The organism is Candidatus Rokuibacteriota bacterium, from assembly GCA_030647435.1.
Taxonomy (GTDB): Bacteria; Methylomirabilota; Methylomirabilia; order Rokubacteriales; family CSP1-6; genus AR37.
The window spans coordinates 1-7,459 of the sequence record JAUSJX010000173.1; the positions used below are offsets into that span (position 1 = coordinate 1).

7 protein-coding genes are annotated in these 7,459 nt (G+C 69.0%); all 7 read left to right on the forward strand.

Annotation, left to right across the window (positions count from 1 at the left end; translation table 11 throughout):
• A partial coding sequence (locus Q7W02_28795) for a cyanophycin synthetase (protein MDO8480125.1) occupies nt 1–410 on the forward strand: 410 nt, incomplete at its 5' end.
• Complete coding sequence (gene murF, locus Q7W02_28800) at nt 407–1,825, forward strand: UDP-N-acetylmuramoyl-tripeptide--D-alanyl-D-alanine ligase (protein MDO8480126.1); 1,419 nt, start codon at nt 407–409, stop codon at nt 1,823–1,825. The genes Q7W02_28795 and murF, both read left to right, overlap by 4 nt.
• Nucleotides 1,825–2,916 (forward strand): phospho-N-acetylmuramoyl-pentapeptide-transferase, encoded by a 1,092-nt coding sequence (gene mraY, locus Q7W02_28805; GenBank protein MDO8480127.1) that lies wholly within the window; start codon nt 1,825–1,827, stop codon nt 2,914–2,916. The genes murF and mraY overlap by 1 nt, the downstream gene beginning before the upstream one ends.
• 13 nt (nt 2,917–2,929) lie before the next feature.
• Nucleotides 2,930–4,351 carry a UDP-N-acetylmuramoyl-L-alanine--D-glutamate ligase gene (murD, locus tag Q7W02_28810; GenBank protein MDO8480128.1) on the forward strand — a complete coding sequence of 474 codons (1,422 nt, stop codon included), beginning with the start codon at nt 2,930–2,932 and terminating at the stop codon, nt 4,349–4,351.
• 126 nt (nt 4,352–4,477) lie between these two features.
• Nucleotides 4,478–5,578 carry a putative lipid II flippase FtsW gene (gene ftsW / locus Q7W02_28815; protein ID MDO8480129.1) on the forward strand — a complete coding sequence of 367 codons (1,101 nt, stop codon included), beginning with the start codon at nt 4,478–4,480 and terminating at the stop codon, nt 5,576–5,578.
• 119 nt (nt 5,579–5,697) lie between these two features.
• Nucleotides 5,698–7,095: a UDP-N-acetylmuramate--L-alanine ligase gene (gene murC, locus Q7W02_28820; GenBank protein MDO8480130.1), complete on the forward strand. Its 1,398-nt coding sequence runs from the start codon at nt 5,698–5,700 to the stop codon at nt 7,093–7,095.
• 3 nt (nt 7,096–7,098) lie between these two features.
• Nucleotides 7,099–7,459, forward strand: a 361-nt coding sequence (locus tag Q7W02_28825) for an FAD-binding protein (protein ID MDO8480131.1), incomplete at its 3' end; no start/stop codon positions are given.

Sequence of the window (7,459 nt, forward strand, 5' to 3'; positions counted from 1 at the left end):
CCGCCCGGCCGCTGGCGGCCCGGCGGCTGATCACGGTTTTCGGCGCCGGAGGCGATCGCGATCGCACCAAGCGGCCGCTCATGGGAATGGTCGCGGCGCGGCTGAGCGACGTCGTCGTCGTCACCTCGGACAACCCGCGAAGCGAGGATCCCGGCCGGATCATCGACGAGGTCAAGCGAGGCGCGGAGCCGGAAACGCGGCAGCGCGGCGCCGAGGTGCTGACGATCGTCGATCGGCGCGACGCGATCGCCCGTGCCGTCGAAAGCGCCGAATCGGGCGACGTTGTTCTCATCGCCGGCAAGGGCCACGAGAAGTACCAGGAGATCAACGGACGTGTGCTGCCGTTCGACGATGTCGCGGTGGCGCGTGAGGCGCTGGAGGCGCGGCGGGTGAAGTCGCGAGTTGGGTGAGCGAGTTGCGTCTCACGGTGAAGTGGATCGCCGACGCGGTCGGCGGCCGGATGGTGTCCGGTGAGCCGGATCAGGTGGTAGGCCATGTCACCACGGATTCGCGCTCACTCCGGCCCGGAGATTTTTTCGTGGCGCTGCGAGGCGCGCGGTTTGACGGACACGAGTTCGTTGGTGACGTGCTGAGCCGAGGGGCCACGGGCGCGATCGTGGAGCGCAGCGGGATGCCGGGTCCACAGGACCCGGCCTACGGGCCTGCCGGTGCGGCGGTCATTGAAGTCGACGACACCACGAAGGCGCTGCAGGACCTGGCGCACGCCGTGCGGAAGGCGTCCGGAACGCGCGTGGTCGCGATCACCGGCAGCGCGGGCAAGACGACGACAAAGGAAACGATCGCGGAGTTTCTGTCGGCGCGGTATCGCGTCGTGAAGAACAAGGGGAATCTGAACAATCACATCGGGCTGCCGTTGTCGCTGATGCAGCTTCGCGAACAGCCAGACGTCGCCGTCATGGAACTTGGGATGAATCACCCCGGGGAAATCAGCACGCTCGTCGCCATCGCGGAGCCGGAGGTGCGCGTCTGGACCAACGTGGGCGACGCGCACCTCGGGTTCTTCGAATCGCCCGATGCGATTGCCGACGCGAAAGCAGAGATCCTCGAGAGCGCCGGTCCAGCCCACGTGCTCGTCTGCAACGCCGACGACCCACGCGTGATCGCGAGGGCCGCCGGCTTTGCGGGCCGCACGCTGACCTTCGGCACGTCCGAGGGCGCAACGGTTCGCGCCACGGACGTCGAAGACCTCGGCCTCGACGGGATGCGCGCGCACGTGACGACACCCGCCGGCGACATGGATGTGCACACCCCGCTCCTCGGACGCGGGAACCTCGCCAACGTGCTGGCAGCCACCGCTGTCGCCGTCGATTTTGGCGTCGGGCTCAAGGACATCGCTGCCGCGGCGTCGCGACTCACGCCGGCGGATCGACGTGGCGAGGTGCGGCGGCTGCGCGACCGGATCACGCTCATCGACGATTCCTACAACTCGAGTCCCGCCGCGCTCAAGCGGGCGCTCGAGGTGCTCGCGAACGAAACGCGCGCGTCGCGAAAGGTGGCGGTGCTCGGCGAGATGCTCGAGCTCGGGGAGCACTCGACGGAGCTGCACCGCCAGTCGGGCCGCGCCGCGGCGGATGCGGGCGTCGATCTGTTGTTTGCGATTGGCGGCACACCTGCGCGTGCACTCGCGGACGCAGCCATCGACGCGGGAATGCAGCAGACCGCTGTCAATTATTTCGAGAGCAGCGAAGCGGCGGCCTCTGCCGCGGCGGCATCCATCAAGCCGGGCGACGTCGTCCTCGTCAAAGGCTCTCGCGGTACGCGCACCGACGTGGTGGCTGACCGGATCGCGGCGGAGCACGCCTGATGCTGTATTACCTCCTGCCGCCACTCTCACCGATGTTTGGCGTGCTCAACGTGACGCGTTACATCACGTTCCGCACGGCGGCAGCGAGCCTTACAGCGCTGCTCATCAGCCTCGTCTTCGGCCCGTGGCTGATACGCAAGCTGCGCGACTTTCAGATCGGACAGATCATCCGGCAGGAAGGCCCGCAGTCGCACCGCGCCAAGGCCGGAACGCCCACGATGGGCGGGCTGCTGATCCTGACGGCGGCGATCGTGCCAACGCTGTTATGGGCTGACCTCGCCAATCCCTATATCTGGATCGCGGTGCTGGCCACGCTTGGATTCGGCGCGATTGGTTTCGCCGACGACTACCTCAAGATCGTCCGCCGCTCGCATCACGGCTTGATCCCGCGTTACAAGATGGGGCTGCAGATCGTGGTCGCGCTCGGCGTGGGCGTCGCGCTGCTCGTCCTCGCGCAACAGAATCCACCGCTCTACAACACGCGGCTGATCTTTCCGTTTTTCAAGAACCTCATCCCCGACCTGGGGTGGTGGTACCTGCCCTTCGCCGCGTTCGTGCTTGTCGCGTGGACCAACGCCGTCAACCTGACGGACGGCCTCGACGGCCTCGCGATCGGGCCCATCGTGATGGCGGGCGGCGCCTTCGCGATCATTGCGTATCTCTCCGGCAACTTCAGGCTGGCGGAGTATCTGCGGATCCTGAACGTCAAGGGCACCGGCGAGCTGACCATCTTCTGCGCGGCGCTCGTGGGCGCGGCGCTGGGCTTCCTCTGGTTCAACACCTACCCGGCCCAGGTCTTCATGGGAGACGTGGGCTCGCTGGCGCTGGGCGGGGCGATCGGGACGCTCGCCGTGCTGACCAAGTCGGAGCTCCTACTGCCGCTCATCGGCGGGATCTACGTGGTCGAGGCCGTGTCCGTCATCATCCAGGTCGGCTACTTCAAGGCGACGGGCAAGCGCTTCTTCCGCATGGCGCCGCTGCACCACCACTACGAGATGCAGGGGTGGCCGGAGCCCAAGATCATCGTCCGCTTCTGGATCGTGTCCTTCATGCTGGCGCTCTTGGCGCTCACGACCCTCAAGCTGAGATAGGCGCGTGAACACGATGACAGGCGAGCGGGTGGAGGGAAAATCCATGGCGGGGGAGCGGGGTGCGGCGTACCGGCAGTGGCTCGCCGAGCGCACGACCGCCGTGGTGGGCCTCGCGCGGAGCGGCGTCGCCGCCGCGCGCCTGATCCGACGCCTGGGCGGCCGCGTGCTCGCTTCGGACTCGGGAGCCCGCGAATCGCTCTCCGCCGAAGCGCGCGACCTCGAGCATTTGGGGTGCGCGCTCTGGACGGGCGGGCACCCGGAGGCGGCCTTCGCGGGCGCCGACCTCGTGGTCGTGAGCCCCGGCGTGCCGCTCGAGCTGCCGGCGCTCGAGGCCGCGCGGGCCCGCGGCGTGCCGGTCATTGGGGAGCTTGAGCTCGGATGGCGCGTCATGGAGGCGGACCTCATCGCCATCACGGGCACCAACGGCAAGACGACCACGACGGCGCTGACGGGCGAGCTCCTCGGCGGCACCGTGCGGCCGCTCCTGGTCGGCGGCAACATCGGCACGCCGCTCTGCGCCCACGCCCTCGACTTCCCGGCAGACGGCCTCGTCGTGGCGGAGGCGTCGTCCTTTCAGCTCGATACGACCGAGCTGCTGCGGCCGCGCGTGGCGGCGGTGCTCAACGTCACGCCCGACCACCTGGACCGCCACAAGACCTTCGAGCGCTACGTCGAGGCCAAGTCGAGGATCTTCGCCAACCAGACGCCCGCCGACTGCGCGGTGCTGAACGCCGACGATCCGGTCGCGGCGTCGCTCGCCCCCCGGACCCGCGCGCGCGTTCTCTGGTTCAGCCGGCTCACGCCGCTCGACCACGGCGTCTTCGTTCGCGACGGGTGGATCGTCGCCAAGCTCAACGGCCACGTCGAGGAGATCTGCCCGCTCGGCGAGATCCCGCTGCGCGGCCAGCACAACGTCGAGAACGTGCTGGCCGCCGCCGCGTGCGCCCTGTGGACCGGGCTCTCTCCCGAGTCCATCCGCCGCGGCATCGGCGCGTTCCGGGGCGTCGCCCACCGCATCGAGCGCGTCCTCGAGGAGCGCGGCGTCACGTACTACAACGACTCGAAGGGCACCAACGTCGCCTCGACCATCAAGGCGCTCGAGAGCTTTACGGAGTCCCTCATCCTGATCGCGGGCGGCAAGGGCAAAGGGCAGGACTTCGGCCCGCTCGGGCAAGCCGCCCGCGGCCGCGTGCGCCAGGCCGTGCTAATCGGAGCGGACCGCGCCCAGATCCGCGCCGTCCTCGAGGCCGCGGGTGTCCCGTGCATGGACGCGGGCTCGATGCAGGAGGCGGTGGCGGCGGCGCGCTCCCTGGCCGGCGTCGGGGACGTCGTCCTGCTCTCGCCGGCCTGCGCCTCCTTCGACATGTTCGACAGCTACGAGCACCGCGGCAAAGTCTTCAAGACCATCGTCCACGAGTTGACGAGCTCCCGATGAACCGGCACGCGAGGTGCGCGCACCGGTGGGGGGGTCTGGGCTTGGTGTGTGAGGCGCAGCCACAGGCGAGCCGAGCCAACCCTCAGGGGCCGCGGCGGTCGCTCCCCCCCAGGACCTGGACGATCCATGCCTAGAAAGCTCACGCCCGACCTGTGGCTCTTCGCTCTCGTGCTGGCCCTGGTGTCGCTCGGGGTCGTGATGGTCTACTCGGCCAGCGCCATCATGGCCGCCGACCGCTTCCACGACCCGCTGTACTTCCTCAAGAAGCAGCTCTTCTGGGCCGTGCTCGGCGTCTGCGCGCTCTGGGCCGGCATGCTCTTCGACTACCGCCGGCTGGAGCGCTTCGTGGTGCCGCTGCTGGCGGTGTCCTTCGTGCTGCTGGTGCTGGTGCTCGTGCCGCCCTTCGGCCAGGAGATCAACGGCACGCGGCGGTGGTTCCGCGCCGGTCCCGTGTCCTTCCAGCCGGTGGAGCTGGCCAAATTCTCGCTGCTGCTCTACCTCGCGGCCTTTCTCACGCGCCGCCAGGAGATGCTCGAGACCTTCAGCCAGGGGCTGTTGCCGCTCCTCCTCGTGGCGGGCGGCATGGCGGGGCTGACCATGCTCCAGCCCGACATGGGCAACGCCATGGTGCTCGTGATCCTGACGCTGGCCCTGGCCTATCTGGGCGGCGCGCGCGTCTCTCACATGGGCCTGATCGCGGCCGCGGCGCTGCCGATGATCGCAGCAGCTATTGCAATGAAGCCCTACCGCCTGCGGCGCATGGCCGCCTTCATGAACCCGTGGAACGACCCGCAGGGCTCGGGCTTCCAGATCATCCAGTCCTTCCTGGCGCTGGCCTCGGGCGGGTGGCTCGGGCGCGGGCTGGGCGAGTCCAAGCAGAAGCTCTTCTACCTGCCGGAGGCCCACACCGATTTCATCTTCGCCATCATCGGCGAGGAGCTGGGGTTAGCAGGCGCCGTGGTCGTCGTGGCGCTCTTCGTGCTCCTCGTGTGGCGGGGCCTGCGGATTGGGCTGCGCGCGCCGGACGCCTTCGGCAGCTACCTGGCGCTCGGGCTGACCATCATGCTCGCGACCCAGACCCTCGTGAACCTCGGCGTGGTGACGGGGGCGCTGCCGACCAAGGGGCTGCCGCTGCCCTTCATCTCCTCCGGAGGCTCGGCCTTGCTCATGACTCTCTTTTCGATGGGCGTCTTGCTCAACATCTCTCAGCACACGGGGACCATCTAGGTGATGCCTCACACAACTATCCCCTCGCCCCTCTGGGGAGAGGGCAAGGGTGAGGGGCGACGGTCCGGGCAGCGGACCCTCACCCCAGCCCTCTCTCTGGAAGAGAGAGGGAGGTAGCCATGTTCAAGAGGTACCAGCAGATCCACTTCGTGGGCATCGGGGGCGCCGGCATGAGCGGCATCGCCGAGGTGCTGCTGACCCTGGGCTACCGCGTGACGGGCTCCGACCAGAGGCGGGGTGAGGCCGTGGAAAGGCTCGAGCGCCTGGGCGCCAAGATCTTCTCCGGCCACGAGCCCAGCCACGTCGAGGGCGCGCACGTCGTCGTCTACTCCTCCGCCGTCGCGCGCGACAACGTCGAGGTGCAGGTGGCGCGCCAGCGCGGCGTGCCCGTCATCGCGCGCGCCGAGATGCTGGCCGAGCTGATGCGGCTCAAGTACGGGATCGCCATCGCCGGCACCCACGGCAAGACCACGACCACCTCTATGGTGGCGGCGGTGCTGGGGGCGGCGGGGCTCGACCCGACCGTGGTGGTGGGCGGGCGCGTCCTCGGCCTCGGGGCCAACGCCCGGCTCGGGCAGGGCGAGTTCCTCGTGGCCGAGGCGGACGAGTCGGACGGCTCCTTCCTCAAGCTCACGCCGACCATCGCGGTCGTGACGACGGTCGACGCCGAGCACCTCGACCACTACGCCGACCTCGACGCGATCCGCGCCGCCTTCCTCACCTTCGTGAACAAGGTGCCGTTCTACGGCTCGGCCGTGCTCTGCCTCGACCAGCCCAACATCCAGCAGATGATCCCGCTGATCGAGAAGCGGGTCGTGACGTACGGGCTCGAGTCCGGCGCCGATATCACGGCGCGCAGGCTGTCTTTCTCCGGTATGCAGTCGCGGTTCGAGATCCTGCACCGGGGCAAGACGCTGGGCACGGCGACCATCCAAGTGCCGGGCCGGCACAACGTGCTCAACGCGCTCGCCGCCGTCGGCGTGGGCCTCGACCTCGAGGTGCCCTTCGAGCGCATCCAGCAAGCGCTGTCCGGATTCGTGGGCGTCCAGCGCCGCTTCCAGATCCGAGGCGAGGCGGCGGGCGTCCTCGTCGTGGACGACTACGGGCATCACCCAGCCGAGATCCGCGCCACCCTGGCCGCCGCCAAGGCCGGGTTCGACCGGCGCGTGCTCACGGTGTTCCAGCCTCACCGGTACACCCGGACCCAGCACCTGCGGCAGGAGTTCTTCACGGCCTTCTACCAGTCGGACGTGCTGATCGTCATGGACATCTATGCCGCCGGCGAGGCGCCGATCCCGGGCGTGCACGCGAGGGACCTCGCGGACGGCATCGCGGCCCACGGTCACCGGGAAGTCCTCTACATGGACGGCGACCGGGCCGGCATCCTCAACTACCTGTGCGAATCCACCCGTCCCGGCGACCTCGTGCTGACCTTGGGCGCCGGGGACGTCGGCCAGCTGGGCGCGGAGCTTCTCACGCGCCTCAACGACCCGCGCGACCAGTCGAACAGGAGGTAACCCATGCTCGGAGAGATACGGGGCGAGGTTCGGTTCAAAGAACCCCTCAGCTTCCATACCTCCCTTCGAATCGGAGGGCCGGCGGACATCTTCGTCGTCCCACAGGACGTCGAGGACATCCGCCTCGCGCTGGGCTTCGCGGAGCGCGAGCACCTGCCGGTGGAGATCATCGGCGGGGGCAACAACCTCCTCGTGCGCGACCGGGGCATCCGCGGCGTCGTCGTCAAGATCGAAGGCTGCCTGGGTCGCGCCGAGTTCCACGGCGAGGAGGCCGTCGCGGGCGCGGGCGTGGGGCTCTCGGCGCTGATCCGCGAGGCGGCGGCGCTCAACCTGGGCGGCATCGAGTGCCTCGTCGGCATCCCCG